This window comes from Reyranella sp., assembly GCF_004297405.1.
Classification (GTDB): Bacteria; Pseudomonadota; Alphaproteobacteria; order Reyranellales; family Reyranellaceae; genus Reyranella.
In genome coordinates this window covers 845,939-871,921 of sequence record NZ_SCVC01000006.1, presented here as the reverse complement: position 1 = coordinate 871,921, position 25,983 = coordinate 845,939, and the positions used below count along the sequence as shown (strand labels likewise).

General features: G+C 65.5%; 30 protein-coding genes. 14 read left to right on the top strand and 16 right to left on the bottom strand.

Annotation, left to right across the window (positions count from 1 at the left end; translation table 11 throughout):
* The first annotated feature begins 146 nt into the window (after positions 1–146).
* A complete protein-coding gene (locus EPO50_RS06675; protein ID WP_296342212.1) occupies positions 147–668 on the top strand; it encodes a hypothetical protein in 522 nt (173 codons plus the stop codon).
* Between the two features lies 1 nt (position 669).
* Here EPO50_RS06675 and EPO50_RS06670 read toward each other — a convergent pair whose 3' ends face one another.
* The 4 genes from EPO50_RS06670 to bamE are packed head-to-tail and all read right to left on the bottom strand — an operon-like array spanning position 670 to position 3,068.
* Positions 670–1,203 carry a chromate transporter gene (locus EPO50_RS06670; RefSeq protein ID WP_296342209.1) on the bottom strand — a complete coding sequence of 178 codons (534 nt, stop codon included), beginning with the start codon at positions 1,201–1,203 and terminating at the stop codon, positions 670–672.
* Positions 1,200–1,778: a chromate transporter gene (locus EPO50_RS06665; protein ID WP_296342208.1), complete on the bottom strand. Its 579-nt coding sequence runs from the start codon at positions 1,776–1,778 to the stop codon at positions 1,200–1,202. Before EPO50_RS06665 ends, EPO50_RS06670 begins: the two co-directional genes overlap by 4 nt.
* Positions 1,775–2,725: a hypothetical protein gene (locus tag EPO50_RS06660; RefSeq protein WP_296342205.1), complete on the bottom strand. Its 951-nt coding sequence runs from the start codon at positions 2,723–2,725 to the stop codon at positions 1,775–1,777. The genes EPO50_RS06665 and EPO50_RS06660 overlap by 4 nt, the downstream gene beginning before the upstream one ends.
* A 31-nt stretch (positions 2,726–2,756) precedes the next feature.
* Positions 2,757–3,068 (bottom strand): outer membrane protein assembly factor BamE, encoded by a 312-nt coding sequence (bamE, locus tag EPO50_RS06655; RefSeq protein ID WP_296342204.1) that lies wholly within the window; start codon positions 3,066–3,068, stop codon positions 2,757–2,759.
* Between the two features lie 124 nt (positions 3,069–3,192).
* Between bamE and EPO50_RS06650 the strand changes: the two genes are divergently transcribed.
* The 4 genes from EPO50_RS06650 to EPO50_RS06635 are packed head-to-tail and all read left to right on the top strand — an operon-like array spanning position 3,193 to position 6,384.
* Complete coding sequence (locus tag EPO50_RS06650) at positions 3,193–4,404, top strand: pyridoxal phosphate-dependent aminotransferase (RefSeq protein WP_296342200.1); 1,212 nt, start codon at positions 3,193–3,195, stop codon at positions 4,402–4,404.
* Positions 4,405–4,411: 7 nt separating this feature from the next.
* Positions 4,412–5,185, top strand: coding sequence for an ABC transporter ATP-binding protein (locus tag EPO50_RS06645; protein WP_296342198.1), 774 nt, complete (start codon positions 4,412–4,414; stop codon positions 5,183–5,185).
* Positions 5,182–5,979 carry an ABC transporter permease gene (locus EPO50_RS06640; protein WP_296342196.1) on the top strand — a complete coding sequence of 266 codons (798 nt, stop codon included), beginning with the start codon at positions 5,182–5,184 and terminating at the stop codon, positions 5,977–5,979. The genes EPO50_RS06645 and EPO50_RS06640 overlap by 4 nt, the downstream gene beginning before the upstream one ends.
* A 30-nt stretch (positions 5,980–6,009) precedes the next feature.
* Positions 6,010–6,384 (top strand): hypothetical protein, encoded by a 375-nt coding sequence (locus EPO50_RS06635; protein ID WP_296342193.1) that lies wholly within the window; start codon positions 6,010–6,012, stop codon positions 6,382–6,384.
* Here the strand turns inward: EPO50_RS06635 and EPO50_RS06630 are convergent.
* The 3 genes from EPO50_RS06630 to mepA are packed head-to-tail and all read right to left on the bottom strand — an operon-like array spanning position 6,381 to position 8,590.
* Positions 6,381–7,193: a class I SAM-dependent methyltransferase gene (locus EPO50_RS06630; RefSeq protein ID WP_296342191.1), complete on the bottom strand. Its 813-nt coding sequence runs from the start codon at positions 7,191–7,193 to the stop codon at positions 6,381–6,383. The genes EPO50_RS06635 and EPO50_RS06630 overlap by 4 nt on opposite strands.
* Positions 7,190–7,720 (bottom strand): GNAT family N-acetyltransferase, encoded by a 531-nt coding sequence (locus EPO50_RS06625; protein ID WP_296342190.1) that lies wholly within the window; start codon positions 7,718–7,720, stop codon positions 7,190–7,192. Before EPO50_RS06625 ends, EPO50_RS06630 begins: the two co-directional genes overlap by 4 nt.
* Positions 7,721–8,590 (bottom strand): penicillin-insensitive murein endopeptidase, encoded by an 870-nt coding sequence (gene mepA / locus EPO50_RS06620; protein ID WP_296342188.1) that lies wholly within the window; start codon positions 8,588–8,590, stop codon positions 7,721–7,723.
* Between mepA and EPO50_RS06615 the strand changes: the two genes are divergently transcribed.
* The 3 genes from EPO50_RS06615 to EPO50_RS06605 are packed head-to-tail and all read left to right on the top strand — an operon-like array spanning position 8,589 to position 11,582.
* A complete protein-coding gene (locus tag EPO50_RS06615) occupies positions 8,589–9,392 on the top strand; it encodes an enoyl-CoA hydratase/isomerase family protein (RefSeq protein WP_296342186.1) in 804 nt (267 codons plus the stop codon). The two genes, mepA and EPO50_RS06615, sit on opposite strands and share 2 nt — an antisense overlap.
* Before the next feature lie 11 nt (positions 9,393–9,403).
* Positions 9,404–10,240 (top strand): TauD/TfdA family dioxygenase, encoded by an 837-nt coding sequence (locus EPO50_RS06610; RefSeq protein WP_296342184.1) that lies wholly within the window; start codon positions 9,404–9,406, stop codon positions 10,238–10,240.
* Positions 10,241–10,265: 25 nt separating this feature from the next.
* On the top strand, positions 10,266–11,582 hold the full coding sequence (locus EPO50_RS06605) for a hemolysin family protein (RefSeq protein WP_296342182.1): 1,317 nt from the start codon (positions 10,266–10,268) through the stop codon (positions 11,580–11,582).
* Between the two features lie 18 nt (positions 11,583–11,600).
* Here EPO50_RS06605 and EPO50_RS06600 read toward each other — a convergent pair whose 3' ends face one another.
* The 4 genes from EPO50_RS06600 to EPO50_RS06585 are packed head-to-tail and all read right to left on the bottom strand — an operon-like array spanning position 11,601 to position 17,035.
* Positions 11,601–12,497 (bottom strand): GDSL-type esterase/lipase family protein, encoded by an 897-nt coding sequence (locus EPO50_RS06600; RefSeq protein ID WP_296342180.1) that lies wholly within the window; start codon positions 12,495–12,497, stop codon positions 11,601–11,603.
* A 55-nt stretch (positions 12,498–12,552) separates the two neighbouring features.
* Positions 12,553–14,979 (bottom strand): penicillin acylase family protein, encoded by a 2,427-nt coding sequence (locus EPO50_RS06595; protein WP_296342178.1) that lies wholly within the window; start codon positions 14,977–14,979, stop codon positions 12,553–12,555.
* Positions 14,980–14,992: 13 nt separating this feature from the next.
* Entirely contained in the window at positions 14,993–16,150 is a 1,158-nt protein-coding gene (locus tag EPO50_RS06590; RefSeq protein ID WP_296342176.1) for a CaiB/BaiF CoA-transferase family protein, read from the bottom strand.
* A gap of 9 nt (positions 16,151–16,159) precedes the next feature.
* A complete protein-coding gene (locus EPO50_RS06585) occupies positions 16,160–17,035 on the bottom strand; it encodes a DMT family transporter (protein WP_296342174.1) in 876 nt (291 codons plus the stop codon).
* Positions 17,036–17,047: 12 nt separating this feature from the next.
* On the opposite strand from EPO50_RS06585, the gene EPO50_RS06580 reads away from it, so the two are divergent.
* The 3 genes from EPO50_RS06580 to EPO50_RS06570 are packed head-to-tail and all read left to right on the top strand — an operon-like array spanning position 17,048 to position 19,210.
* On the top strand, positions 17,048–18,076 hold the full coding sequence (locus EPO50_RS06580; RefSeq protein ID WP_296342172.1) for an alpha/beta fold hydrolase: 1,029 nt from the start codon (positions 17,048–17,050) through the stop codon (positions 18,074–18,076).
* Between the two features lie 9 nt (positions 18,077–18,085).
* Entirely contained in the window at positions 18,086–19,060 is a 975-nt protein-coding gene (locus EPO50_RS06575) for an alpha/beta fold hydrolase (protein ID WP_296342169.1), read from the top strand.
* Between the two features lie 9 nt (positions 19,061–19,069).
* On the top strand, positions 19,070–19,210 hold the full coding sequence (locus tag EPO50_RS06570; protein WP_296342167.1) for a hypothetical protein: 141 nt from the start codon (positions 19,070–19,072) through the stop codon (positions 19,208–19,210).
* 89 nt (positions 19,211–19,299) lie between these two features.
* Here the strand turns inward: EPO50_RS06570 and EPO50_RS06565 are convergent, their stop codons facing one another.
* Positions 19,300–19,740 (bottom strand): hypothetical protein, encoded by a 441-nt coding sequence (locus EPO50_RS06565; RefSeq protein ID WP_296342166.1) that lies wholly within the window; start codon positions 19,738–19,740, stop codon positions 19,300–19,302.
* Positions 19,741–19,815: 75 nt separating this feature from the next.
* Positions 19,816–20,742, bottom strand: a complete 927-nt coding sequence (locus EPO50_RS06560; RefSeq protein ID WP_296342164.1) for a LysR family transcriptional regulator — start codon at positions 20,740–20,742, stop codon at positions 19,816–19,818.
* 104 nt (positions 20,743–20,846) lie between these two features.
* Between EPO50_RS06560 and EPO50_RS06555 the strand changes: the two genes are divergently transcribed.
* Positions 20,847–21,671 carry an oxaloacetate decarboxylase gene (locus EPO50_RS06555; protein ID WP_296342162.1) on the top strand — a complete coding sequence of 275 codons (825 nt, stop codon included), beginning with the start codon at positions 20,847–20,849 and terminating at the stop codon, positions 21,669–21,671.
* Here the strand turns inward: EPO50_RS06555 and EPO50_RS06550 are convergent.
* The 3 genes from EPO50_RS06550 to EPO50_RS06540 are packed head-to-tail and all read right to left on the bottom strand — an operon-like array spanning position 21,668 to position 23,633.
* Complete coding sequence (locus tag EPO50_RS06550; protein WP_296342160.1) at positions 21,668–22,156, bottom strand: NUDIX domain-containing protein; 489 nt, start codon at positions 22,154–22,156, stop codon at positions 21,668–21,670. The genes EPO50_RS06555 and EPO50_RS06550 overlap by 4 nt on opposite strands.
* A gap of 9 nt (positions 22,157–22,165) precedes the next feature.
* Positions 22,166–23,176, bottom strand: a complete 1,011-nt coding sequence (hemB, locus tag EPO50_RS06545; RefSeq protein WP_296342158.1) for a porphobilinogen synthase — start codon at positions 23,174–23,176, stop codon at positions 22,166–22,168.
* 19 nt (positions 23,177–23,195) lie between these two features.
* A complete protein-coding gene (locus EPO50_RS06540; protein ID WP_296342155.1) occupies positions 23,196–23,633 on the bottom strand; it encodes a hypothetical protein in 438 nt (145 codons plus the stop codon).
* Between the two features lie 78 nt (positions 23,634–23,711).
* Between EPO50_RS06540 and EPO50_RS06535 the strand changes: the two genes are divergently transcribed.
* The gene (locus EPO50_RS06535) at positions 23,712–24,851 is read left to right on the top strand and encodes an acyl-CoA dehydrogenase family protein (protein WP_296342153.1); all 1,140 of its coding nucleotides are present in this window, start codon (positions 23,712–23,714) and stop codon (positions 24,849–24,851) included.
* A gap of 55 nt (positions 24,852–24,906) precedes the next feature.
* The gene (locus tag EPO50_RS06530) at positions 24,907–25,974 is read left to right on the top strand and encodes an enoyl-CoA hydratase/isomerase family protein (protein WP_296342150.1); all 1,068 of its coding nucleotides are present in this window, start codon (positions 24,907–24,909) and stop codon (positions 25,972–25,974) included.
* The last annotated feature ends 9 nt before the right edge of the window (positions 25,975–25,983 follow it).

The following is a 25,983-nucleotide window of genomic DNA, read 5'->3' as shown; positions in this document are numbered from 1 at the left end:
TCAAGCGCAAAAATGCCCCACTGCCTCCATGATTCGGCCTCAGACCGGGGCAACTCTCCATGGCGTACCGCGTTCCATTTCGACGGTCGAGGGGGCCGTTGAGGGGTGTCGTGAGAATCTTTCCTGTACTCATATCGTCAGCTCTGATGTTGACGGTTCTTCCGGTGGCTGCGCAACAGATCCAGTCTGCTGCGGCAAAGATGGATTGCGCTGTCGACGAACCAGATCCCGTCCAGATCAGTTGGGATGCACCGTGCGAAAAGGGCAACTGGCTGTTCGAACCGGGCATCGGCTGCCGCATGTGGGACTGGCATCCCGATCTCGACGACAAGGCGAGCTGGACCGGCTCCTGTCGCGGTGCTCTGAAGGAGGGGCAGGGCGTCGTGCAGTGGACCGAACACGGCTCGCTGATCGATCGCTTCGAAGGCACCTATCGCAATGGCCGGCGCGAAGGCCCCGGCCGCTATAGCTGGAACGCCACCGACTGGTTCGAAGGCACCTATGCCAAGGACGTTCCGAACGGTCCCGGCACGGTGAGCCTGAACGGCGTCACGCTCTCGGGCAATTGGCGCAACGGCTGCCTTGCGGTGGACGACAAGGTGGTCGCCATCGGCGTGTCCCGCTCGAGCTGCGAGGGCACGCCCCAGGAAACGGCCAACCTGAAGTAGATCAGCTCAAGCCGAAATAGTGCATCCCTATGCCGATCAGGCCGGAAGCGATGATCGGGTAGGCGGGATTGATCTTGGTCCGCCACAGCAGCAGGAAGACTGCGAGGCCGATGGCGCCGTAGAAGACATCGGTGATGGCGCCCATTCCCATGATGATGGCGCCGGCCAGCACCAGGCCGACGGCGACGGAGCCGAGGCCGGTCTGGATCGCCGGCCGCCAGCGCCAGGTCGCCAGATGCGTCCACAGGCGGCCCACGGCGAAGGTGAGCAGGCCGGTCGGCAGGAAGAAGGCCACCAGAGCGACGATCGCCCCCGGGATGTGACCCACCACGGCGCCGATCGACGCCACCATCATCATGTTGGGCCCGGGCGAGAGCTGCCCAAGGCTGTAGAAATGCAGGAGCTCCGGGAAGGTCACCCAGTGATAGGTGTTGACCGTGAGTTCCTTGAGTTCGGGGAAGGCGGCCATGCCGCCGCCGACAGTCAGCAGCGACAGATAAGCGAAGACGCCGGCGAGATCCCAGAGCTGCTTCACTTGGGATCCCCCTTGGAATCCCGGTCGCGCGGCCTGTGCCACCAGATCGCGATTGCGCCGGCGGCGAGCAGGACGATGGGCACGGACACTTTGAAGAACGCCACGGCGGCAGCCGTCGCGGCAACGAACAGGTAATCGGCCGGCGTCTTCAGCACCTTGGCGCCGAGCTGGACCATCACCACGACGATCAGCCCGACCGCGCCGGCGGCGATCCCATGTAGGAACGCCTTCGACCAGGGATCATCGCCACCGATGCCGTAGGCGAAGGCCGCGCCCGTCATCAGGATGGCGCCGGGCAGACACATGCCGAGCGTGGCGACCAGCGCCCCCATGCCGCCGCGCAACCTGTCGCCGACCAGGATCGACATGTTGGTGGCATTGAGGCCGGGCAGGGTCTGGCTGATCGACAGCAACTCGACGAAGGTGAGGTCGTCGAGCCAACGCTGGCGAACGACGAGCCCGGTGCGCAGATAGGCGACGACGCCGCCGCCCAGGCTGGTCGCGCCCATCACCAGGAAGACCCAAAAGAGCTTTCCGAGGGACGGCGGCGGAGGTGCAGCTTCGGCGTCGCTCATTCGTGGGCTTGCGGCGGATTACCCTTGAGGCGGTACACCGCGCCGGTCTTGGTCGTGGTGAGGGCGAGCCAGTCGCCGGCCACCTGCTGCAGTTCGAGGAAGAACTGCTCGCAGTGGTTCAGCGCCTTGTGGCTGATGTCTTCCGGCCCGGTGAAGCGGAGCTGGAAGGCGAACTCGCCGACGAAGGCATGATGGTCGCCGCGTGCACGCCACAGGCCGAGATTGGCCGTCGCGGCCGTGTGATGTCCGAAGTCCAGCGTGCAGATGTCCTGCAGCAGTTCCTCGACGATGGTCTGGTTGACCAGCGAGACGTCATCCGGCCCATCGCACGAGATCGACGAGAGGGCCGGGAAGATCTTGGTGAGTTCGGGCAGCGACATGTGGCCGAGCGACGACATGACGATGCGAGCTGCCTCTGGTGCCTGGCTGAGGCCAAACTCGACGTTGTGGGACAGCAATCGCCGCAGGCCGCCGATCTTCTCCTTGAGCGGCATGACCTCGAGCTTGAACTTGATCTTGTACTTGCCATCGATGCGCGGCCGCACGTCCAGCGCCTGCGCCTTTACCATGTCGTCGCTGCGGTACTTGAAGACGATCTCCGGATCGCCGATGGCGAAGCCGTCCTGATAGGCGATGCGCCGGCGGACGATGAAGGCATTGTTGTAGAGGTGATAGGCGCCGGTATCGAGGAACAGGACCTCGCGCACCTCGGGCCGCTGCATGAACTTCGGCGTATGCTGGAAGCCGACGCCGGTCGTCTCGGCGGCGCGCTGTACCAGGGCCGCGAACTCCTTGAAGACGTGCGCCGAGGTGAAACGGTCAGGCTTCAGGATCAACTTGCACTGGAGATAGCCTATCTCGTCGCAACGGCGTCCGTCCGCGTAGGTGCTTGCCTGACGTTCGCCCAGCCAGGTCGCGATCTGGCCGTCTTGATGGTGTTGATGCATTCTTGCTCCCTAGGTGCAAGGTATCTCGCAGTCACTGCGCTGTCACCTGTGCAACATCAGGCCGGTCGGCCCGTCCGAAGGTCTCGACCTTTCCGTCGGTGTAGCAAACGTAGTAGCGGTCCGACATGGTCCAGGGCGTGCGCTGCCAGAAGTCCTTCAACACTGTGTAATAGGCGCACTCTTTACCCGGCGAATGGGTCGAGCTTTCCGATGGGCCCAGGATGGCCTGGACCTGGTCGCGGCTCATGCCGGCGTGCAGCCGCTCGACGTTGTCGCCATGCACACAGGCGCCCAACAGGACGGCGAGCAAAGCGGTCGATAGCAAAGCGATAGGGTGTTTCATCTCCTTCTCCATCAGAGGATGAGGCCGACATGACAGGCGATTAGTCAGGCTTGGCCTCGCCGCCAACAATTGTCGGGCAGGTGGACGTCTGGCGCAATTCCAGACGATGCGCTACGTCGGAAGGATGCAAGATCAGACCAGATTTGTCGCGCCGGGCATTGCTGCCTCGCTGAGCGGCGCCACTGCCGGCATGCCCGATACCCCCATTGCCGAAGTGTCCATGTCTGTGTTTGGCGATCCCGAGGTCGTGCCCCTGTGGTTCGGCGAAAGCGATCTCGTGACGCCCGATTTCGTGCGCGATGCTGCGGCCAAGGGGCTGCAAGCCGGCGAGACCTTCTATACCTGGCAGCGCGGCATTCCCGAGCTTCGGGCGGCGCTCTCGGCCTATACCGAACGGCTCTATCGCATCAAGTGTCCACCCGACCGCGTCACGGTGACGACGGGCGGCATGCAGGCGATCCTGCTGACCTGCCAGCTCTTGCTCGATCCCGGCGACAACATCGTGATCGTCTCGCCGATCTGGCCGAACATCACTTCCGCCACCAAGCTGGTCGGCGGTGAGCCGAAGTATGTCGCCCTGGATCGGACGCCCAACGGCGGCTGGAAGCTCGATCTCCAGAAGGTCTTCGACGCCGTCGATGCGCGCACGCGCGCGATCTTCGTTAACTCGCCGGGCAACCCGACGGGCTGGACGATGACGGCCGATGAGCAACGGGCACTGCTCGACTTCGCGAAGAAGCGCGGCGTCTGGATCATGGCCGACGAGGTCTATGCCCGCCTGATCTACACCAAGCGCCCCGATGGCCGGCAGGTCGCGCCGTCTTTCCTCGAACTCGCGGGACCCGACGATCCGCTGATCGTGCTCAACAGCTTTTCGAAGCCCTGGGCGATGACCGGCTGGCGGTTGGGCTGGCTGACGCATCCGGCGCAGCTCGGCGAGCAGTTCGCCAAGCTGGTCCAGATCAATACGTCCGGTGTGCCGAGCTTCCTGCAGCGCGGCGGCATCGCCGCGGTCGAGAAGGGCGATGATTTCGTCACCGAGATGGTCGAGCGCTGCCGCGCCGGCGGCGAGCTCGTATTCCAGCGACTGTCGGCTTTGCCGCGGGTCACGATTTCGCGGCCGGAGGCGGCGTTCTACGCCTTCTTCTCGGTCGACGGCGTGACGGACACGCTCTCCTTCTGCAAGACGTTGGCGAAGAAGCACAAGGTCGGTCTCGCGCCGGGTGAGGCGTTCGGGCCGGGCGGGCAGGGCAATGTTCGCCTCTGCTTCGCCTCCAGCGCAGAGCGGCTCAGCAAAGGTCTCGATCGCATCGAAGCGGCGATCAAGGCATCTTGATGCAAGCATGTCGAATGTCCCGTCCATCGAGGTCCAGCACCTCCGCAAGGTGTATGGCGAGGTCGTCGCTGTCGACGACCTGACCTTCTCCGTGCCGCGCGGCACGGTGCTCGGCCTGCTGGGTGGCAATGGCGCCGGCAAGACGACGACGATTGCCATGCTGCTGGGCCTGCTCGAGCCGACGGCGGGAAGCATCAGCATTCTCGGCATCGATATGCTGAAGCGCCGCTATGCGGCCCTGCCGCGCATGAACTTCTCCTCGCCTTACGTCGACCTGCCGCACCGGCTGACGGTACGGCAGAACCTGATGTTCTATGGCGGCCTCTACGGCGTGAAGGACCTCAAGGCGCGGATCATCGAGGTGGCGCGCCAGATGCAGGTTGAGCCGTTCCTCGACCGTCAGGCCGGCAAGCTTTCGGCCGGGCAGAAGACGCGCGTGGCGCTGGCCAAGGCGCTGATCAACAAGCCCGACGTGCTGCTGCTCGACGAGCCGACGGCGTCGCTCGATCCGGACACGGCCGACTGGGTACGCGGCTATCTCGAGGAGTATCAGCACGAGACGCACGCCACGATCCTGCTGGCCTCGCACAACATGGGCGAGGTCGAGCGCCTCTGCGACGACGTGATCCTGCTGCAAGCGGGCAAGGTCTTCGAGCGTGGCAGCCCGCGCGAGCTGATCGAACGGTTCGGCCGCGAGGACATGGAGGAGGTGTTCCTCGACATGGCGCGCGGCCGCGGCCGTGGGCTCGACGCTCTGAAGAAACAGGGGACGACGCCATGAGCGGTTCGCTGCGCCGGATCTTCGCCCTGGTCATGCGCCACATTCACCTGTGGAGCGGGTCGGTGATGCGCATCGTCGATTCGATCTACTGGCCGGCCGTGCAGATGGTGATGTGGGGCTTCCTGACCCAGTTCCTGGCGAACCAGACCACGTATGTCGGCCATGCCGCCGGCGTGCTGCTGGCCGGCCTGCTGCTATGGGAACTCGTGGTGCGCGGCAACCTCTCGCTCAGCATCGCCTTCCTGGAGGAGATGTGGTCGCGCAACCTCGGCCATCTCTTCGTCAGTCCCATCCGTTCCTGGGAGATGGCGGCCGGCATCGTGATCGTGGCGCTGCTGCGCACCTTGCTGGGCATGGTGCCGGTGTCGCTGCTGGCCTGGGCCTTCTTCGGCTACTCGATCTACACACTCGGCCTGCCACTGATCGCCTTCTTCGTGATCCTGCAGATGTTCTCCTGGTCGATCGGGCTTGCCATGTCCGGGCTGGTGATGAGGGTCGGCCAGAGTGCGGAGACCTTCGCCTGGGCCGCCGTCTTCATCCTGATGCCGGTGAGCGGCGTCTACTATCCGATCTCTGTCTTGCCGCACTGGCTGCAGGTGATCGCCTGGGGCGTGCCGACCTCCTATGTCTTCGAGGGCATGCGCTCGATCCTGGCGGAAGGGACCGTGCACTGGGATCTGATGGCGTTCGCCTTCGGCCTGTCGATCGTTTATCTGATCGTAGGCTTCCAGGTATTCCAGTGGTTCTTCCGGTCCTCGCGCCGGGCAGGGTCTCTGCTGGGACAGGGGGAGTAGGGTAGGATCGACCGTTCACCGAGGTGAGAGATGTCCAAGCATGCTGTGTTGCCCATCCTGATCGCGCTTGCCGCCGCAGCCTGTGTCACGACGACCTCCCAGACGCCGCCGACGCCGGCGTGGACGAGCATCTACACCGTGCCGCTCGACTACATGGTGAGCTGCCTGTCGCAACCGGCTGGCGAGGGCTTCGTGGTCGCCCAGACGCCGTCGCCGCAGCCGGGCGTCACCGCGATCTCCTTCGTGCCGCGCAGCGCTCCGCAGGCCGAATCGCGCTATCTCGTGAGCCGCGTGCCCGACGGCACCCTCCAGGTGAGCTGGCAGCGGCTGGGCAGTGTCGGCGGCCTCGACTGGCTCGACGTCCAGGCCCGCGAGCGCGCCAACCGCTGCGGCGGTACGGCCTAAGGCCGTTGAGGGCCTGTCGCTCCAGGCGCCGCCGCTTTCAGCCAGAACAACGGCTGCCGGATCGTTATTGATCCGGCTCGACGATTGTCGGCGTGGAGGCGCCGCAGTTTCTGGCGAGCCGCGGGAATGGTGAAATCAGGATAAACAAACGGCAGGTTCTTCAGGTACCAGGCGAGGGCACCGACATCGGCGAACTCGATAATCTCGAAGCCCTCGGCCTTCTCCGTGACAGTGAAACCGGCACCTTCGAGCTGCCGAACCGCAAAGGCGAGGTTCCACGCGATCGGAACCGACGGAGGAGGCGCGTCGAAGAGGCGATAGAAATCGTTGGCGCCACCCGAGGCGACTTGCTGGGTGAGAAATATCCCACCTGGCGCGAGCACCCGCAGCACCTCGCTCGGCACGTAGGATTCGTGGCGGCTGATGACGAGGTGAAAGTCGGCCGCCGGAAAGGGCAGGACGCCCTCTGCCGTGAAATCTTCTAGATCGACATTGTCGGGTGCGCCGTGCACGGCAATCACATCGATCCCGCGTGGTTCGAGTCGGGCGCGTGCCACTGGAACGTTGGGCGCCCACCCCTCCGTTGCGACCGTTCGTGTCGGAAGATGCGGCCGCTCGTTCAGCCATTCGCCACCGCCAGTGCCGAGGTCCAGCAAGTCGGCCGAGAGACGGGCATGGGCGTCGACGATCGCTCCGAAATCCCAGGGTGGTGTGATCCGTATGCGCTGGTCATAGGAGACATCCCACCCGACGAAGGGCCGCCGTTCTGCTTCTTCCAGTAGGACGTCGAAATCTTGGCCGATCGTCATGTGCCCTTTGGCTTCGCATCTGCTCCACTCGGCAGGCGCAACGTCATCAAGACTTCATTGACGTAGCCGGCCGATGTCTTGAGGGCGCGAGGCTCCACGCCATAGGTGGTGAATCCGAACTTCGTGTAGAGGGCGATCGCGGGGTCGTTACCCTCGACGACCGTTAGGGTGAGCTGTTCCACGACATCGCGGGCCGCCTCGATCAGTGCGGCGACGAGAGCCGATCCTGCGCCTCGTGCACGCCACGCCGGCTCGACATAGAAGCCCCAGACGAAGGCCTTGTGGGAGACTTTCGGGCCGGCTTCCTGCATGAAACCGGCCATGCCGACAACTTGCTGGCCGTCGTAGGCGCCGAAAACGGCAGAGGAAGAGAGCCGTTCGGCAAAGGTGCTCAGAGGCCGGTTCGCCTCGATCTCGTATGTCGAGCCAAACGCCTCCGGTGCAGTCCGTAGCGCGGCCAAGCGAATGGTCCGGAACGCCTCGGCGTCGGAGGGTTGGAGGCGGGTGATCCTGAACGAGCCGGACATTTAGCGCGCGTTGAGTACGGCCTGGCAGGCGGCGGGCAGCTTGGGGCGATAGGGCTTCGGCGGGCCCGGAGGCGGTGGCGTGGGTGGCGCTTTGCGGAACCACGACTCCAGCGCTTCGCCGCAGCCATCGTCGTCAGAGTAGGCGGCTTGCGGCTGGCACTGCGGATTGCCGGGTGGGCAGTAGAGCCGGACGTGGAAATGCTCGTCATGCCCGTACCAGGGCACGAGCTTGCGCAGCCAGCTCCGATTGCCGGTGGCCGTGTTGCAGATCCGCTGCTTGATCCACTTGTTCACGAACATGCGGTCGAGGTTCGGCATCTCGGCGGCCGTGCGCAGCAACAGCACGTGCTGCTGGGAGAACACCGTGTCGTCGATGCCGCTGTCGTTGGGAAGTAGCAGCGAACGCAGCCGCGGGTTCTCGCGCTCCGCAGGCGCGCGTCGCGCGCCGGGCTGGCGCTCGAACCAGATGTCGGCATCGAGGCCGACCTGATGGCTGGCATGGCCCGAGGGAGCAGGCCCGCCGCGCGGCTGCCCGAGGTCGCCGATGTAGAGATGCGCCTGGCCGGCGGCGCGCATCTTCTCGGCGAGGGTCGTGATGAAATCGACGGTGACGGGCTGTCCCCAGTAGCGATTGCGGCTGATCCGGATCGCCTCGTAGCCCGGACCGTCGAGCGGAAGCGCCTGAGCGCCCTGCAGACAACCTGCAGTGTAGAAGCCGATGGATTGGGGTGGGCCGGGCGCCGGCGTGGCGACATCGGCCCAATCGTTCGCCGCCGCTTCGGCAGCCATCAACAGGAAGCCCGCGAGCAGCGGAATGACGAAACGCATCATCTTGTTGGCAGGATAGTCGCTCGTTAAGACTTTGCCCATGGCCGACTATGTCTTCCTGAAGCTCGACCGCCGCGACGCCGTCGCATGGCTGACGCTCAACCGGCCGGAGCGCCGCAATGCGCTGACCCACGGCATGATGCTGGAACTCGAAGACGTCTTCGCACGCGTCCGCGACGATGCGGCTTGCCGGGTGTTGGTGATCCGCGGCGCGGGCGGGCACTTCTGCGCCGGTGGTGATCTCGACGCGATGGCCGACATGCCGCCGCGGCCGGCGAACGGCGCCGAGGATCCGCTGCTGCCGGCGTACCGGCAGTTCGGCAACGCGCTGCTCGCCCTCGATGCGCTGCCACAGGCGACGATCTCCGTCGTCGAGGGCTCGGCCGTCGGCGGCGGCTTCGGCATGGCCTGCTGTTCCGACGTCGTGGTGCTGCACCAGAGTGCGCATTTCGGTGTGCCGGAACCGAAGGTGGGATTCATCCCCTCGCAGATCATTCCGTTTCTGGTGCGACGCCTGGGCGAGGGGCCGATGCGTGACCTCGCCGTGACGGGCCGCGTCATCGACGCGGCCGAGGCCCATCGGCTGGGCGTGGGACGTTACCTCTGTGGAACCGCCGAGGAAGTCGAGGCGACACTCCAGGCCCTGCTCGACGACATTCTCAAGATGGAACCGGCAGCCCTCGCGGCGGCCAAGCGTCTGGTACTGTCGTGTGCGACCCAAGACGATCGCACGGTCCTCGACGCCGCGGCGGAAAGTCTGGTCAGCCTGCTGCGACGGCCGCAGGCGGCAGAGGGGATCAAGGCGTTCAAGGCCAAGACGTCGCCATCTTGGCGCAAAGGATAGGGAGCGGGCACATGCGTAACTATCGCCACATCGAGGTCAGGCCGATCGCCGGTGCACTGGGCGCGGAGATCCATGGCATCGACATGTCGCGCGACCTCGAAGCCGATATCGTCGCCGAGATGCGCCAGGCGCTGCTCGACCATCTCGTGATCTTCCTGCGCGGGCAGACCGTGACGCCGCTGCAGCAGCTTGCCTTCGCGCGCAAGTTTGGCGAGCCGATCGAATATCCGCAGCTCAAGGGCCTGCCGGAATCGCAGATGATCACGCCAGTGGTGAAGCTCGAACACGAGCGCAACAATTTCGGCGGCATCTGGCACTCCGACACGACCTATCTGCCGGTCCCGCCGATGGGCAGCATGCTGCTGGCGCGCGAGGTGCCGCCCTACGGCGGCGACACGATGTTCGCCAACCAGTATCTCGCCTACGAGGCGCTCTCGGAGGGACTGAGGGCGACGCTCGATGGTTTGATCGGCATCAGCTCCTCGGCCAAGGCCGATGTCTCGAAGACCCGCGAAGATCGCATGAAGGCGGCGGGGGCCGAGCTCAAGGAGCTGACGGCCGAGCATCCGATCGTGCGCACGCATCCCGAGACCGGCCGTAAGGCGCTCTACACGTCCGACGCCCATACCTCGCACATCAAGGGCTGGACCGAGAAGGAGAGCCTGCCGTTGCTGAAGTTCCTGTGGGAGCACCAGACCCGGCCTGAATTCACCTGCCGGTTCCGCTGGGAGGCAGGGTCGCTCGCCTTCTGGGACAATCGCGCGGCCATGCACAACCCGATCAACGACTATCACGGCTATCGCCGCGTCATGCACCGCATCACGCTCGCCGGCGACAAACCTAGATAGCGACGACCCTGAGCTGGAGCAGATAATGTCCGATATTGGCGGTTTGATCGCTGTTCTCGTCCTCGTCGCCGCCAACGGATTTTTCGTCGCTGCAGAATTCTCCCTCGTTGCCGTTCGCCGCAGCCGTGTGGTCGAGCTGGTGGCGGCGGGCCGGATGAATGCCAAGGCACTCGATAAGGCACTGGGCAGCCTCGATGCCAATCTGGCCGCTACCCAGCTCGGCATCACCATCTCCTCGCTGGGACTGGGCTGGGTCGGCGAGCCGGCGTTGGCTCACCTGATCCAGCCGCTGCTGGGCGACACCATGGGGGCGTGGGCGGGGATCACCAGCTACACCATCGCCGTTGCGCTCGCCTTCATCGTGATCACCACCCTTCACATCGTGCTGGGCGAATTGGCGCCGAAGAGCCTCGCCTTGCAACGCAGCGAAGGGACGGCCCTCTGGATCGTGCGGCCGCTGGCGGTGTTCCTGTGGCTGTTGCGGCCGGCCATCTTCGTGCTGAACGGATTGGGCAATCTGGTGCTGCGGCTTTGCGGGCTTCGGCCTGGCACCGGTGAAGGATCGCTGCATTCGGCGAGCGAGCTGAAGCTGCTGGTCGCCGCCAGCCAGGATGCCGGCCTCCTGCAGGCGGCGCAGGAAGAGGTCGTTATGCGCGCCCTCGACGCCGGCAACCGGCGTATCGGCGACATCATGACCCCGCGCACCGAAGTCGACTGGATCGATTTCGACGACAGTTACGAAGACATCGTGAAGACGCTCCGGGAGAGCCGGCACGAGCAGCTCATCGTGAGCCGCGGCAGCGTCGACGAGCTGATGGGGGCGGTGTCCAAGAAGCATCTCCTGAACCAGCTCCTGGCCGGCAGCCCGCTCGATCTCGAAGCCGTCATCGGCAAGCCGCTGCTGGTCCACGAGGCCACACCCGTGTTCAAGGTGCTCGACGAGTTCAAGCAGGCGCCGGTGCGGCTGGCCGTGGTCGTCGACGAGTATGGCGGGCTGGAGGGCATCGTCACCCAGGCCGACCTTCTGGAGGCGCTGGCCGGCGAACTGCCGGAGGCGGATGGCGACAGGCCGGACGTCCAGGTACGCAACGACGGCTCGCTCCTGATCGACGGAATGGCGCCGGCCGCTGACATCTTCAATCGGCTGGCCCTTGCGGCTCCGTCCGGCAGCGGCCGCTTCCATACGATCGCGGGCTTTGCGCTGGCTCAGCTCGGGCACCTGCCGGTCGCCGGTGAAAAGTTCACCTACGAAGGCTGGTCCTTCGAGATCGTCGACATGGATGGCCGGCGCATCGACAAGCTCCTTGCCCACCGGGAAGTGCCGCCGATCGACGAGGCTTAGGGGGCAGCCAGCGGAAGGCTATTTAATCAAGGTCGGCAAGGTGGCCGCTAGGAGGCTGGCGATCATCGAATTGCCGCGCGCATTCATATGTGCGTTCGCGTAGAAATCCTGCGGCTTGGGTTCGGTAGCAAGTCGGCGGAAGGTGTCTACGGTGGCAATCCCGTGGGCTGCCGCACAATCGAACAACGCCTGCACGAAACGGCGTTGTTGATTGAGGTATCCCCTGTTGATCCAGGTGTCGGGCGGATACTGCGCCAGGAGGATGACCTTGAGGTCGCGCTCGGCCTGCATACGGGCCAAGCGCTCGATGAGCCGCTTGGAGATCTCCAATCCGAAGCCCGCGCGATGGGCGCGCCTGTGGTAGCCGAACAGATGTTGCAGAAACGGCGGCAGGGCGAGCAAGGCGGTGTCGATTCGCCTTTGGATGTGGACGGGCAGTCGCGCCTGACTGTTCCGGTTCGGCACCGGCACGCCCTTCAGCACCAGTAGATCGCCCTCGATCGCGAACCACGGCTTGTTGCGCCACCACATGCAGCGCATTTCGGCGCGTTGAATATTGTGCGTGATGAAGCCGACGATGACGACCGACGGATCGTGGCGGTCGACAAGCTGTTCGGCGCGCAGGACCGTCTGGTCGAAGCCGTAGCCGGTCACGCCGCCGTTGAGCACCGGGCGGCCCATGATCCTTTGCAATTGTGCGGGCCACGCCTCTTCGTCGCGGACCTCGTCGCCGTAGGTATAGGAATCGCCAACGGTCAGGATCGGCCTTTCGCTCGATACCGGCCTCTCTCCGCTGAATCGAAGGCCATCGGCATCGATCGTGTGGAATGAACGGCCAACCCCGGGTCCGCTGAATCCGGGGTTGGGCACGTGGCCCAGGAGATCGCTGTGGATGAAGAGCGAGCTTTCCGACATTGCCGACCGAAGTGATGCTGCCTGTCCGAGCAGATCAAGTCGAGACGGAAAGTCCCTAGCGTTGCGGTGGCGCCAGGGTGATCGTGCCGATGGCGGTGCGGGCCGTCTCGGCGCGCGTGCCGCCAATCCCGATGTAGGAAAGGTTCTGCCAGCTCTCGACGAAGTTGCGCGCCCAGGGCGAGAGCATGTTGCCCGACTGGCCGAGCGGCATGGCGAAGCGGCTGTTCTCGAGGTCGCTGAAATCGTAGATGCCGCGATAGCCGGCACCGTGCACCGCGTCGAACGGCCGGTTGCCTCGATAGGAGGGCGAGGCGCGGTTGAGCGTCTGGCTGCCGCCATCCGACGTGAAACGCACCGAAGCGAAGTTGCTGAGCAGCGGGATGCGGTCGAACAGGGGATGGCGATGCACGGCAAGATGCTCCTTGCCCCACTGCCATGTGGACATGTCCGGTCCGTGCCGTCGCGCGATCCAGTCCAGTGCGCGCTCTAGCGCGAGCGCGATGGCATCGTCGCAGGTTTCCGTCTGTATGGTGCCGCCATCGTCGCACCAGCCGGGCTTGTCGCGCAGGATACGCACCATCAGAGGGACGTTGGGCGCGGCGAGGGCATCGAAGAGGCTTGCTCCCAGTTCATCGGCCAGCAGGCCACGCTGCAGTTCGGTGATCCAGGCGGTGTAGATCAGCGGCTCGGGCCGGCTCGCCAGCATGAAGCGGTTCCAGCGGCCCAGCATCTCATGTGCCCGGGCAGCGCGGGCATTGCGCGCCGTGCCACGTAGCAGGAACGGCAGGATGTCGTTGGTGTCGAGCGAGAGATTGTCGGCCTGCATGACGATCATGCCGTAGACCGGGTGGCGCTCGACTTCGCGCAGGAGCTGGTTGGCGCGGCGCTGGCGATAGGGCTCGGCCCAGTCCTTGCTGATGAAGTGGCGGTAGTCGTCGGGCACCAGTCGCGCATTGGCGTTGACGATGAGCCCGGCCGGCGGATTGTAGACGCGCGGCAGCTCATCGAACGGCACGAAGCCCGCCCAGTCGAATTCACCGGTCCAGCCCGGCACCGGCATCGAGCCATCGCCCTTGCGGCGGATCGGCACCTTGGCCGGCGCGATCAGGCCGATGTTCCCGGAGGTGTCGGCATAGACCATGTTCTGCATCGGCGAGCCGATGCGCCGCGCCGCCGCGAGGAATTCTTCCCAGTTCTGCGCCGTGCCGAGGCGGCCGAAGCCTTCGGCTGACGTGTCCGCCCCGTCGAGTGCAGTCGCCTGCAGCGCCAGCACGTGCCCCTGTGGCGGCAGCCCTTCGGTGCGGCGGATGAAATCGTCGATCACCGGCCCGTGCCGCGTCTCGCGCACGCGCATCGTGACGGGATCGCCCCAGGCGACGTTGATCGTCTCCTCGCGCACGCCGAAGGAGCGGGCGCCGTCCGGCGTGATGTAACGGTTGGGATCGGTAGGATCGACCCGCTCGACGAACACGTCCTGGCTGTCGAGGTTGGTGGTGGTGAAGCCCCAGCCGATCGTGCCGTTGTGGCCCAGCACGACGGCCGGCGAGCCGGGCGAGGTGGCGCCGCGAATGTCGAACCCTGGCCCGACCAGACGAGCGAGATACCAGACGCCGGGGAAGGAGAAGCCGAGGTGCGGGTCGTTGGCGAGCAGCGGCTTGCCCGACACCGCATGGGCGCCGGACAGCACCCATTCGTTGGACGCCTCGCGCTTGCGCGTGGCGACATTGTCGGTCTCGCGATAGAGCCGATCGAGATCGATGCCCCGCACTGCCTGCGTCACCAGCGAGAGCGTGGAGTCACGACTCTCACCAGCCGGCTCGATAAGGAACTTCACGCCATCATCGCCGATCTTGTTGGCGAGCCGCAGTCGCAGGAGTTCCGCGCGCCAGTTGCCGTCGAGACCCAGCGCCATCAGCTTGGCCCAGACCAGCGAATCGGCCGGCCGCCACGGGTCGGGCCGGTAGCGGCCGCCGGACAGGAGCTTCACCACCGTGAGTTCGAGGCCAAACTGCTGGTCCTCGTTGGAGATCCAGGCGTTGACGCCCGCGGCATAGGCTTCGATCTGCGCGCGCATGGTGGGCGAGAGCGCATTCACGCTATCGGATGCCTTGCGATAGACGCCGAGCCCGCGCATCGTGCGGTCGCTTTCGACCAGGCCACCGCCGACGAGCGCTGGCGGCACGAGTTCGGCGAGACGGCCCTGACCCAGCCGCCGCATCAGCTCCATCTGCCAGAAGCGATCCTGTGCATGGACATAGCCGAGTGCGAAAGCCGCATCCTCGAGCGAGCCCGCGATGATGTGCGGTACGGCGTTCTTGTCGCGCTGGATTTCGACCGGCGCTTTCAGGCCGGCCGCATCGAGGTGGCCATTGTAGACCGGCAACGCACCGCGCACCTGGAAGTACGTGCCGAGCAGGAGGACGGCGAGCGCCAACACGGCGCCGACCAGCAACTTGCCCAGGCCGGCGGCAATACGCAGCAACGCCCGCACGATCTCAGCCGCCGATGTAGGAAAGAATCGCCTGGCGATCGGCGTCGAGATCGGGTGCGGCCGCCCGTGTCGACGGATCGGCGAAGGCCGACATCTTGAGCGGGTTGCCTGCGAGCTTCAGAGTGCCGCCGCTGCCGTCCGGCACCTCGACCAGCATGTTGCGCGCCGCGACCTGCGGATGGGCGATCGCCTGGGCGATGTTGTTGATCGGGCCACAGGGCACGCCGCCCTTGGACACGACGGCAATCCAGTGATCGGTCGTATTCGTCTTCAGCACGGACTCGATTTCCTGCTTCAGCTTCTTCTGGCTCTTCTGGCGCAGTGCGTTCGACTTGTACTCGGGGTTGGTGGCCATGTCGGACCGGCCGAGGGCCTCGCACATCTTGATGAACAGGCTGTCGTTGCCCGCTGCGATGATCATCGAGCCGTCGGACGTGGCGAAAGCTTCGAAGGGGGTGATGGTCGGATGGCGCGCGCCGAGCGGGCCGGGGATTTCCTTCTCGACCGTGTAGCGCATGATCGCGTTCTCGAGCAGCGCGAGCTGGCAGTCGAACATGGCGATGTCGACCTTGGTCGATTCGCCGGTCTTGAGGCGATGGACGATTGCGGCGTTGACCGCGACGGCGGTGTAGAGGCCGGCGCCAATGTCGCCGACGGACATGCCGACGCGGCTGGGCGGCTGGCCCTCGTTGCCGGTGATGCTCATGATGCCGCCCATGCCCTGCATGACCATGTCATACGCCGGGTCCTTGGAGTTCGGGCCGGTATGGCCGAAGCCCGAAGCCGAAGCGTAGATGAGCTGCGGATACTTGGCGTGCAGCGTCTCCCAGCCGTAGCCCAGCTTTTCCATCGTGCCGGGCCGGAAGTTCTCGACCACGACGTCGGCCTTCTCGAGCAGCTTCTCGAAGATCTTGCGGTCGCCCTCGGCCTTGAGGTCGAGCGCGATGCTCTCCTTGCCGCGATTGACCGAGGCGAAATAGGTCGACTTGCCGTTGACGAAGGGACCGTAGGCGCGCGCATCGTCGCCGCCCTTGGGCGGTTCGACCTTGATCACCCGTGCGCCCATCTCGGCCATCAGCAGGGTGCAGTAGGGGCCCGCGAGGATGCGGGAGAGATCGACGACGGTGATGCCCGACAGTGGGCCTTTCGTATTCTGGGTCATATCAAGTTCTTAGCCAGAGGGTCGGCGCGAATCCAGCCACACGTTGGCCGCAGCCGCACTGATCACGATGGCGCCGCCGATCAAGGTGAGATCGCCCGGCTTTTCGCCATCGAACAGCCATACCCAGATGGGACCGAGGACCAGTTCCAGCAGGCCAAGCAAGGCTGCACGGCCTGCCGGAATGCGCTTGAGGCTCGCCATGTAGAGCATCAGCCCGACGGCAAGCTGGCCGGGACTGAGCGCAAACAGCCAGGGAAGCTGCGCCCAGGTAACATTTTCGGGATGCGCAAAAGGCAGGGCCACCAGGCCGGAGATGAGGCCAGCCAACCAGATTGCCGGCGCCATGCCGACATCGCGACGATGGCGCACGACCACGTAGTTGCCGCTCATGCAGAGCACGACAATGAAGGCGACCGCCATGCCGGCGAGCGCACCGGCCTGCAGCGACCCTGCAACGCTGATGGCGAGTCCGATTACGGCGACGCCCATGGCCAGAATCGTATGACTGTGCAGGCGTTCACCGAGGAAGATTCGTGCAGCGATGGCGGTGATGAACGGCGTCGCGCCGAACATGATGAGCACGTTGGCGACAGGTGCGAGACCCAGCGCGAGAATGAAGCTGACGAAGCTACCTGCCAGCAACACCGCACTCATCACAAGAGCCAGGCCGGCATTGCGCGAATCGATCAGGATGGCGCGGCGTTGCCAGATCATTAATGGCAACATCGTGACAACCAACAATGCACTGCGCCAGAACGATACATCCCATGCGGGAAGATCGATGCGCCGCACAATGACACCAGCCGTGCTGAAAGCGATCGCGGCGCTGACGGCGTAGAGGGCGCCAAGCAGCGCGGAACTTGGCAGGGTATTCGACGTTTTCATCCTGAAGAACAAATGAATACGGTTTCCGACGTGCCCCCGTCCATCGATTCTCTCGACCTGCCGCCGTTTCGGCCGCGTTTTCCCTGGTGGGGGGCTGATCTCCAGACGATCGCCATCCGGCTGACCTCGTCGCGCGTGCTCGATCTTGCACCGCACACCAGCGAGCGGCTGGCCTTTCCGATGGCCGATCGCACCGGCGACATTCTCCTCGGCATGCTCGACCGGCCGGCGGAAACGGTTGCGGGGCGGCCGCTGGCGTTGCTGGTTCACGGATGTACGGGCAGCGAAGACAGCGCCTATATGCTCAACACGGCACGCCATCTTCTCGATCGTGGCTACTGCGTGCTGCGACTCAACTTGCGCGGCAGCGGACCGTCGCGGCCCTATTGCCGGGAGCATTATCACCTCGGCCGCACCGCCGACTTCCGGCGTGTGCTGTCGCAGATTCCCGACGATCTCACCAACAACGGCATCGTCGCCGTGGGCTATTCGCTTGGCGGCGCGATGCTGCTGAAGTATCTCGGCGAGGAGGGGGCTTTCTCGCCCTTGCGTGGTGCGGCGACGATCTGCGCGCCGATCGATCTGGCGCGCAACTGCAAGCACATGATGCGCCCGCGCAACTGGCTCTATCACGCCTATCTGCTGAACGACATGAAGGCCGAGGCGCTGGCCGATGGCGCGTCGAACACGGCGGAGGAGTGCGAGATCATCCGGGCGGCGCGCAGCGTATGGGACTTCAACGACAAGTTCCTCGCGCCGCGCTACGGTTTCCGTGGCGTTGAGGACTACTACGAGCTTTGCTCGCCGATGGCCTTCATGCCGGAGATTCGCGTGCCGAGCATGGTCATCGCCTCCTGCGACGATCCGTGGATTCCGGTCGAGTACTATCGGGAAATCAACTGGGCGGAAAATCCCTGGCTGTTGCCGGTGATGCCGCCGGCGGGCGGTCATATCGGCTTCCATGCCCACGACAGCGAGCAGCCCTGGTGCGATCTCGCGGTGGAGAAATTCTTCGATCAGCTTGCCGGTTCGGCTTGCTAATATCGGGGTGTGAGCCTCGATCCGCCGCCCTTTCGTCCGCGCTTTCCCTGGTGGGGTGGCGATCTGCAGACCGTCGCCAATGTCCTGGTGCCGCCTCGTTGCGATCTGGCGCCTCATGCGAGCGAGCGGCTGCCCATCGCCTTGAACGACGGCACCGGCGATACGCTGGTCTGCACGCTCGACCGGCCGCAGACGCCGAGGCCGGGAACGCCGCTCGTCATCCTGATCCACGGCCTGACGGGTTCGCAGGAAAGTCACTACATCTACAGCATGGCCCGCACGATGCTGGAGCGCGGGCAGCGCGTGCTGCGCGTGAACCTGCGCGGTGCCGGTCCGTCGCGGCCGAGCTGCAAGGGGCAATACTATGCTGGCCGCAGCCAGGACTTTCGCGCGTTGTTGGCCGGATTGCCGGACGAGCTGACGCGCGAGGGGATGGTCGCGGCGGGGTACTCGCTGGGCGCCGCGATGCTGCTGAAGTACCTGGGCGAGGAGGGCAGCGCCTGCCCGTTGGCGGCGGCGGCCAGCATCTCCGCGCCCATCGACCTTTCGGTGACGTGCCGCAACATGATGCGGCCGCGCAACACGCTCTATCATCGTCACATCCTGGGCCAGATGAAGATCGAGGCGACGGCTGCGGGTGCGGAGGTGACGGCGGTGGAGCGCGCCGCAATTCTCGGCTCGCGCTCGGTGTGGGACTACGATGAGGTCTTCATCGCCCCGCGCCACGGCTTTGCCGGTGCCGAGGATTATTACGAGCGCTGCAAGCCGCTGCGCTTCATGGGCGGTATCCGGGTGCCGACCCTTGTGATCGCCGCCCTCGACGATCCCTGGATTCCCGGCGCGCTTTACAGCGGCTATGATTGGGCCAGCAGCCCGTCGCTGACGCCGCTGCTGTCGCGGTATGGCGGACATGTCGGTTTCCACGGCGTTGGTAGCCGGCGCCCCTGGAGCGACACGGCCGTCGCGAGGTTTTTCGACCGCTGAGGTCCCGATATGACTAACATCGAACCCATGGCTCTGATCGTCGGTTTGGCCTGCTCGCTGGTTGCTCTCGTGCTCGCCTGGCGCGCTTACCGCGGCGCTTCGGCTGAACACGAGGAACGCAAGCGCGAGAAGGAACGGGATCGCCACTGACCGATGCACCTCTCAGCGCGTGCAATCGGTTGCACGAACTGTGGGAGAGGGGCCGCGGCGGCGAAGCCGACCGCAATCTTAGTTTCTAATTAGAGTTTACTATGAAGGTTTACATATAGGGATGGCCCTAAAGGGCCATCCTGGCTGGGCCCCGGAGGGCCTGCCTGGGTGGGCCCTTCGCCAGTCAGGGCAAGGAAGAGCGTTCCCGTCGGTTGCACGAACAGCGATGGCTTGTTGCCGCTGAAGAAGTGCTGTTCGCGCACGATGAAGTCGAGGGCCGTCATCTTTTCGAGAACGAGACGGATCTGTTTGGGCGTGCAGTGCAGTTCCGCCTGCCATTCCGCGCGCGTCAGCGTCACCCACTTGTATCCGTTGCGGGTGACCTTGGTGTATCGGTGCCACCGCAGGAGCTTGTGCAGGAACAGGCCGCATCGCTCTCCACCGGCCACGGCGATGCAGCGGTCAAAGTGATAGTTCGTGCAATCGATTGCACGAGCGAGGGCCAAGTATTCCGCCGAAGCCATCGTCATCGCTGCATACCCTCCTTGGTATCCTGCCGAAGTCGACTAGCGATGCTGGCACCGTCCGGCAAGGTTAGGCGCGATTCACGAGCCCTTCGCGCGGCGCGGCTTCAGGCGCAGCGTACCGCCCGTCAGCAAGGCCAGCAGAGCCTTGGCAGCGGGGCTGAGATAGCCGTTGCGGCGATGGAGCGCGATGATCGGGATGGTGGTCCGTATCGCCGGCACATCGAGCGCGACCAGCAAACCTTGGCGCAGCTCGTCGCGCACGCTGCTCTCCGGCACCAGCGCGAGGCCAAAGCCCGCCTGGGTGAGACGCTTCTGGGCCGTCAGGCTGTCGATCAGGGTGAGGTCGGCCGCATCCAGCCCGGCCCTGATCAACTGCCGCGCGAGAATATGACCCGAGGAGTCGCGTTCGCCCTGCACCGGCGGAAAGCCGATCCAGCGATCGCCGGCGAGCGCACGCGCGTCGCGTATGCGGCGTCCAGCCAGGCGGTGACCGGGAGCGGCGACCACCAGCATCGCCTCGCCGCCGGCGTCCAGCGAGACGAGTTCCGGCCGTTCGCTGGCGAAGTAGCGCAAGCCTAACGTTGCTTCGCCGCGGCGCACGAGATCCGTGATCTCCGCGCTCGACGCCGTGCGCAGTTCGAGCCGGACATCCTGCGAGCGACGCGCGAACCGGCGCAGCACGTCGACGATGTGCGTGTCGGCCAGCGTGCCGACCAGGGCCAGCGAGATCGCGCCCTGCAGGCCGGTCTGCAGGGTGCGTACGGCCTCGCGCGCATCCTTGAGAGCGGCGAGGGCGGCCTCGGCATGAGGCAGGAAAGCGCGGCCGGCCTCGGTCAGGCGGGCATGGCCGCGGATGCGCTCGAACAGCGGCGCGCCCAACTCCTGTTCCAGCAGGCCGAGGCGGCGGCTGATGGCGGGCTGCGAGCGGTGCAATCGCTGAGCGGCGCGGGTGAAGCCGCCGAGTTCGGCGATGGCGACGAAGGTCTGGATCTCATCGATATCCATGGATCAGTAATCCTGATGGAAACTGTAAGAACAATGCATTTCACAATGATTGGCGAACCGGCAATTGTCACGGCGACCCACTAACGACATCCAGGGAGGGGCGCATGCCCAGCCAAGCCGACAAAGCCTCGACGTTCCGCGCCCTGCACGAGCGGCCGGGCGCCTTCGTCATTCCCAATCCGTGGGACGCCGGCACGGCGAAGCTGCTCGCGGCCATCGGCTTCGAGGCGCTGGCGACCACGAGCCTGGGCCTCGCCAACATGCTCGGCCGCGCCGACAGCAAGGTGAGCCGAGCCGAGGTGATCGCCAACTGCCGGGCGATTGCCGAAGCGACCGACCTGCCGGTGAACGTCGACCTGGAGAATTGCTTCGCACACGAGCCCGCAGCGGCGGCCGAGGCGATCCGTCTTGCGTCAGAAGCCGGCGCCGTCGGCGGCTCGATCGAGGATTCGACCGGTGATCCGAAGAACCCGATCTATGACTTCGACCTCGCCGTAGCGCGCGTGCGTGCCGCGGTGGAGGCAGCGCGGGCGTTGCCGGTGCCGTTCATGCTGACCGCCCGTGCCGAGAACCTGCTGCACGGCCGCAACGACAAGGGCGACACGATCCGCCGGCTGCAGGCCTACGAAGCCGCCGGTGCGGACGTGCTCTACGCGCCGGGCCTGCGCAACGTGGCCGAAGTGCGCGAGTTCGTCGGCGCCGTGAAGCGTCCGTTCAACGTGGTCACGGGCTGGCTCGATCCCGACGTCACCGTGGCGCAGCTCGCCGAGGCCGGCGCCAAGCGCATCAGCGTCGGCGGCGCGCTCTCACGCCTCGCGCTGGCGGCCTTCGTCGATGCCGGCCGTGCGATGAAGGAGCAGGGGTCGTTCGCCTGGATGCGCGAGATGATGGCCTTCGCAGACGTGCGAAAGATGCTCGCTGCGGGTTAGCCGAGGACGACGGGCTCCGCCGGGGGGCCGTCGCGCAGCAGCGTCCCGAGACGGGCGCCGAGGTCGAGCGGCTCGAAGCGTTCGCCGGACGCGGCGATCTCGTCGGCGGTCCACCAGCGATGGCCGCGGGTCCAGCTCCGTTCCTTCTCGTCGAGGCCGGACGTGTCGATCTCGGTGCGGTCGGTGCGCGCCAGGAAGAAGCGCTCCTTGTGCATCACATCCTTGCCGCGCCAGCTCATGCGCCGCTCACGCGTCCAGACCCAGCGGGGCTCGTCGATCACCGGCAGCTTGGTTTCTTCGCCGGCCTCACGAACCGCGGCTTCGGCGAAATCCTCGCCGGGATCGACCAGGCCGCCGATCATCACCCAGAACGGATCGAAGAACGGCTGGGCGGGATCGAACACCGCGGGGTCGTGCACGTTGAACAGGAAGAGGCGGTCCTGCGGGTCGAGCAGGATCAGCCGGGCCGATGGACGCTCAATCATGCGGGGCGATCACTTGCTCTTCAGCAGCCGGGCCGCATCCACGGCGCCATAGGTCAGGATGCCGTCGCAGCCAGCGCGCTTGAAGCCGGTCAGCGTCTCGATCAGCACCTTGTTCCAGTCGAGCCAGCCGCGATCGGCAGCGCCGCGCAGCATCGCGTACTCGCCGCTCACCTGGTAGGCGTAGGTCGGCACGCCGAACGTGTCCTTCACGCGGCGCACCACGTCGAGATAGGGCAGGCCAGGCTTGACCATGACCATGTCGGCGCCTTCCTCGATGTCGAAGCTCACTTCGCGCAGCGCTTCGTCGGAGTTGGCGTAGTCCATCTGATAGGTCTTCTTGTCGCCCTTCAGCGCGCCCGAGCTGCCGATGGCGTCGCGGAACGGATTGTAGAAGGCCGAGGCAAACTTGGCGGCGTAGGACATGATCTGGGCATTGCCATAGCCCTTGCCGTCGAGCGCCTTGCGGATCGCGCCGATGCGGCCGTCCATCATGTCGGAGGGCGCCTGTATGTCGGCGCCGGCTTCGGTCTGCACGATCGCCTGCTTGACCAGCGCCTCGACCGATTCGTCGTTCTGCACGTAGCCGTCGCGCACGATGCCGTCATGGCCGTCGCTGTTGAAGGGATCGAGCGCCACGTCGCACACGATGCCGACATCGGAGACGGACTTCTTCACGGCCCTGATGGCGCGGCAGACGAGATTGTCCGGATTGTAGGCCTCGCGCGCATCGGGCGTCTTCGCCTTGGGATCGGTTTCGGGGAAGATCGCGATGGCGGGGATGCCGAGATCGCGTGCTTCCTTGGCGGCCTCGACGAAGAGATCGATCGAGAGGCGGTCGACGCCCGGCATGGAGGAGACCGGCGTGCGCTGGTTCTGGCCTTCCTGCACGAATACCGGCCAGATCAGATCGTCGACCGAGAGCTTGTTCTCGGCGACGAGGCGGCGGGACCAGTCCTCGCGGCGGTTGCGGCGGAGCCGCGTGGTGGGAAAACGGCCGAGGGTGGTAAAGCGAGCGGGCATGGCTGGGTCTTATAGCCGCTCAGGCCGTGGGTAGGCGACGGCGATAATAGGCATTGGGTCGCACCGCGCCGGCCATATAGCCGCAGAAGCCAGCAGCCAGGGCGGCCTCTGCAGTGAGATCGACCAGCAGCGGCCAGTGCGATAGCGCGCCTCCGGAGATCACGATGCCGGCGCGGCCGGCGATCCAGAGTAGGAGCCCGGCACTCGCGACGAGGGGCGTTCCGCGCCAACGCAGGAGGGTCATCACGAGGAAGGTGAGCGACCACACGGTGACGAAGCCCACGGCGAGCATGTATCGCAGACCGAGTTCGCGCAGCCTGTCGAATGCCAGCACCGAGCCCAGGAGTGCCACAAGGCAAACAGCCGACGCGGCAACGACGAGCCAGAGCAGGGCGCCACCCAGCCGGGCCTCGGGAAGCACTGCGGCTTCGTCCTCACTCAGGGTGCGCCAACTCATCGCGCAAGTGTAGGGCTCCGCCCCTGCGGTTGCCATCGCGGTTGACCGGGGGAGACCCCCAGATATGATCCGCCGCGCATGGATTTTTCGCTTTCCGAAGACCAACAAGCCTTCCGCGACACGGCGCGGCAATTCGCGACGGAGCGGATGCTGCCCGAGGCTGCGCGCTGGGATGCCGAGAAGATCTTTCCCGAGGACGTCCTGCGCGAGGCGGCGGCGCTGGGGTTCGGCGGCATCTATGTGAAGGACGATGTCGGCGGCAGCGGCCTCTCGCGCTTCGACGCGGCCCTGATCATGGAGGAGCTGGCCGCGGCCTGTCCCAGCACGGCGGCCTACATCTCCATCCACAACATGGCGGCGTGGATGATCGACGGCTTTGGCGACGACGAGCAGCGCAAGCGCTTCCTGCCCAAGCTCTGCTCGATGGAGCATTTCGCGAGCTACTGTCTCACCGAGCCAGGCGCCGGGTCGGATGCGGCAGCACTCGCCACGCGCGCGGAGCTGAGTGGCGATCACTACATCCTGAACGGCACCAAGGCCTTCATTTCGGGCGGCGGCCGCAGCGACATCTATGTTGTGATGCTGCGCACCGGCGGGCCGGGGGCGGGCGGTGTCTCGACCCTGGTGGTCGAGGCGGGCACGCCGGGGCTTTCCTTCGGCAAGCAGGAGAACAAGCTCGGCTGGAACAGCCAGCCGACCGCGGCGGTGATCTTCGACAATTGCAAGGTGCCGGTCGCCAACCGGCTGGGACCCGAAGGCCACGGCTTCAAGATCGCGATGACGGGTCTCGACGGCGGCCGCATCAACATCGGCGCCTGCTCGCTGGGCGGCGCGCGCGCCTGCCTCGAGACGGCGTCGCGCTACGTCGTGGAGCGCAAGCAGTTCGGCAAGCCGATCGCCGATTTCCAGGCGACGCAGTTCAAGCTCGCGGACATGGCGACTGAACTGGACGCGGCGCGGCTGATGATCTGGCGGGCGGCGTCACTGCTCGACGCCAAGTCACCGGAGGCGACACAGGCCGCGGCCATGGGCAAACGCTTCGCCACCGACGTGGGCTTCCGTGTCGTCAACGACGCATTGCAATTGCATGGCGGCTACGGCTACTTGAAGGACTTCCCCATCGAGCGCTATCTCCGCGACTTGCGCGTCCACCAGATCCTCGAAGGCACCAACGAGATCATGAGGGTGATCATCTCGCGCAGACTGTTGATGGGATGATGAGGGCGCCGCCGGCACGGCCTCTTCGCGGCGCGGTTTTTCTTTTGGAGTTGTGATGTCTGAAGCAGAGATTCTGTTCGAGGTGAAAGACGGCCTGGGCGTGATGACGCTGAACCGTCCCAAGGTCCTGAATTCCCTGTCGCACAACATCATCCAGGAAATGGAACGGATGATGCCGCAGTGGGAGAAGGACCCCGCGGTCAAGGCGGTGATCCTGCGCGGCGCCGGCGATCGCGCCTTCTGCGCCGGCGGCGACGTGGCCGGCCTCTATCGCGAGATGCGCGACAATCCTGCGGGCACCCTGCGCCGCGACTTCTTCCGCGACGAGTACATCGTCAACCGCCGCATCTATCGCTACGCCAAGCCGTGGATCTCGCTGATCGACGGCATCAACATGGGCGGCGGCGTGGGCCTCTCGGCGCACGGCTCGCACTCGGTGGCGAGCGAGAAGTTCCTGTTCGCCATGCCGGAAACGACCATCGGGCTCTTTCCCGACGTCGGCGGCGGCTATTTCCTGACGCGCCTGCCGGGCGCGCTCGGAACCTTCCTGGCACTCACCAGCTACCGGCTGAAGGTGGCTGACGCGCTGTGGGCCGGCATAGTGCAGGCGCATGTGCCGAGTGCCAAGATCAACGACCTGCAGGCAGCGCTGGGCGCGGCCGATCTCTCGGGGCCGCGCGCCAACGAGAAGGTCGATGCGGTGATCGCCAAGTTCACGGCCGATCCGGGTGAGGCGACGCTGCCGTCGTTGATGCCCGAGATCGACCGCTGCTTCTCGGCTGAGACGCTGCAGGAGATCGTGGCCAAGCTCAAGAAGTCGAACAGCGAGTTTTCGCAGAAGCAGCTCGCGGCGCTAATGAAGCTCTCGCCGCTGTCCATGGCGATCACGCTGGAGCAGCTTCGCCGCTGTGCGAATCGATCGTTCGAGGACACGATGACCATCGAATACCGTATGTCGCAGCGCTGCATGCAGAAGGGCCACGACTTCTTCGAGGGCGTGCGCGCGCTGCTGATCGACAAGGACCAGAAGCCGGTCTGGAATCCGCCGACCATCGAAGGCGTGACCGCGGCGATGGTGGAGGAGCATTTCCGGCCGGTGTCGAACGACCTGTTCTTCGACTGAGCGGCCAAA

Coding starts and splice junctions, on each gene's coding strand:
- EPO50_RS06675 (WP_296342212.1), top strand. CDS start 147: ATGTTGACGGTTCTTCCGGTGGCTGCGCAACAGATCCAGTCTGCTGCG.
- EPO50_RS06665 (WP_296342208.1), bottom strand. CDS start 1,778: ATGAGCGACGCCGAAGCTGCACCTCCGCCGCCGTCCCTCGGAAAGCTC.
- EPO50_RS06660 (WP_296342205.1), bottom strand. CDS start 2,725: ATGCATCAACACCATCAAGACGGCCAGATCGCGACCTGGCTGGGCGAA.
- bamE (WP_296342204.1), bottom strand. CDS start 3,068: ATGAAACACCCTATCGCTTTGCTATCGACCGCTTTGCTCGCCGTCCTG.
- EPO50_RS06650 (WP_296342200.1), top strand. CDS start 3,193: ATGCAAGATCAGACCAGATTTGTCGCGCCGGGCATTGCTGCCTCGCTG.
- EPO50_RS06645 (WP_296342198.1), top strand. CDS start 4,412: ATGTCGAATGTCCCGTCCATCGAGGTCCAGCACCTCCGCAAGGTGTAT.
- EPO50_RS06640 (WP_296342196.1), top strand. CDS start 5,182: ATGAGCGGTTCGCTGCGCCGGATCTTCGCCCTGGTCATGCGCCACATT.
- EPO50_RS06635 (WP_296342193.1), top strand. CDS start 6,010: ATGTCCAAGCATGCTGTGTTGCCCATCCTGATCGCGCTTGCCGCCGCA.
- EPO50_RS06630 (WP_296342191.1), bottom strand. CDS start 7,193: ATGACGATCGGCCAAGATTTCGACGTCCTACTGGAAGAAGCAGAACGG.
- EPO50_RS06625 (WP_296342190.1), bottom strand. CDS start 7,720: ATGTCCGGCTCGTTCAGGATCACCCGCCTCCAACCCTCCGACGCCGAG.
- EPO50_RS06615 (WP_296342186.1), top strand. CDS start 8,589: ATGGCCGACTATGTCTTCCTGAAGCTCGACCGCCGCGACGCCGTCGCA.
- mepA (WP_296342188.1), bottom strand. CDS start 8,590: ATGGGCAAAGTCTTAACGAGCGACTATCCTGCCAACAAGATGATGCGT.
- EPO50_RS06610 (WP_296342184.1), top strand. CDS start 9,404: ATGCGTAACTATCGCCACATCGAGGTCAGGCCGATCGCCGGTGCACTG.
- EPO50_RS06605 (WP_296342182.1), top strand. CDS start 10,266: ATGTCCGATATTGGCGGTTTGATCGCTGTTCTCGTCCTCGTCGCCGCC.
- EPO50_RS06600 (WP_296342180.1), bottom strand. CDS start 12,497: ATGTCGGAAAGCTCGCTCTTCATCCACAGCGATCTCCTGGGCCACGTG.
- EPO50_RS06590 (WP_296342176.1), bottom strand. CDS start 16,150: ATGACCCAGAATACGAAAGGCCCACTGTCGGGCATCACCGTCGTCGAT.
- EPO50_RS06585 (WP_296342174.1), bottom strand. CDS start 17,035: ATGAAAACGTCGAATACCCTGCCAAGTTCCGCGCTGCTTGGCGCCCTC.
- EPO50_RS06580 (WP_296342172.1), top strand. CDS start 17,048: ATGAATACGGTTTCCGACGTGCCCCCGTCCATCGATTCTCTCGACCTG.
- EPO50_RS06570 (WP_296342167.1), top strand. CDS start 19,070: ATGACTAACATCGAACCCATGGCTCTGATCGTCGGTTTGGCCTGCTCG.
- EPO50_RS06565 (WP_296342166.1), bottom strand. CDS start 19,740: ATGACGATGGCTTCGGCGGAATACTTGGCCCTCGCTCGTGCAATCGAT.
- EPO50_RS06560 (WP_296342164.1), bottom strand. CDS start 20,742: ATGGATATCGATGAGATCCAGACCTTCGTCGCCATCGCCGAACTCGGC.
- EPO50_RS06555 (WP_296342162.1), top strand. CDS start 20,847: ATGCCCAGCCAAGCCGACAAAGCCTCGACGTTCCGCGCCCTGCACGAG.
- EPO50_RS06550 (WP_296342160.1), bottom strand. CDS start 22,156: ATGATTGAGCGTCCATCGGCCCGGCTGATCCTGCTCGACCCGCAGGAC.
- hemB (WP_296342158.1), bottom strand. CDS start 23,176: ATGCCCGCTCGCTTTACCACCCTCGGCCGTTTTCCCACCACGCGGCTC.
- EPO50_RS06540 (WP_296342155.1), bottom strand. CDS start 23,633: ATGAGTTGGCGCACCCTGAGTGAGGACGAAGCCGCAGTGCTTCCCGAG.
- EPO50_RS06535 (WP_296342153.1), top strand. CDS start 23,712: ATGGATTTTTCGCTTTCCGAAGACCAACAAGCCTTCCGCGACACGGCG.
- EPO50_RS06530 (WP_296342150.1), top strand. CDS start 24,907: ATGTCTGAAGCAGAGATTCTGTTCGAGGTGAAAGACGGCCTGGGCGTG.